Annotated in this window: 1 protein-coding gene; it reads left to right on the plus strand. The window is 56.6% G+C overall.

Translation table 11 applies throughout. The features are described 5' to 3' along the window. Nucleotides 1-402 (plus strand): host attachment protein (locus EOA75_RS33575; RefSeq protein ID WP_245466844.1); only part of this gene is annotated, 402 nt, incomplete at its 5' end. Between the last annotated feature and the right edge of the window lie 220 nt (nt 403-622).

The following is a 622-nucleotide window of genomic DNA, read 5'->3' on the forward strand; positions in this document are numbered from 1 at the left end:
ATCCTGAACAATAACACCCTTGTAGCGGTGACAGATGGCGAGAGGCTGCGGCTATTTCATAGCAAGGGCCACGAACCGCATATCGATTTGATCGAAATCGAGGATGCCGTCCTTAAGGTGGCTCGCGCCGGATCCGGAGGCAGGCATCGCAGTTCAACTGCCAATCCTGACGAGTCCCGTTTGCATGAAGATGATTTTGCCGGATCGGTTGCGGCCTATCTCAACCGCCAGGCGCTTGAGGAATTGTATGAGCACATACTGGTAATCGCTGATCCGCGGACGCTCGGCGAAATGCGCAGACATTACCAGCCGTCATTGAACACGAAGTTGGTGCGCGAGATCGGCAAGGACTTCGTCAAGCATTCAGTGGAGTCGATCAAGGACGCTGTTTCGGCGGCGTGAGGCGGAGCCATTCCGCTGGCCTCGCTCGCCGCAACAAGCCGACTGAAAACCTCGACACAAGGTCGACCCAAGGGTCGGTGCGCTATGCCAAAAGTAAGCGGTGTTTCCTGACCACCTTTCGGGAGTGGTCGCGATCTGTGAGGTTGCCGATCCTGTATTGGGATCGGAGATCGGCTTGTGTCTGGACTTGACCTTACGCTTGACCCGGAGCGGCAGCTTC

Origin of the sequence: Mesorhizobium sp. M1A.F.Ca.IN.022.07.1.1 (genome assembly GCF_003997575.1) — a bacterium.
GTDB lineage: Bacteria > Pseudomonadota > Alphaproteobacteria > Rhizobiales > Rhizobiaceae > Mesorhizobium.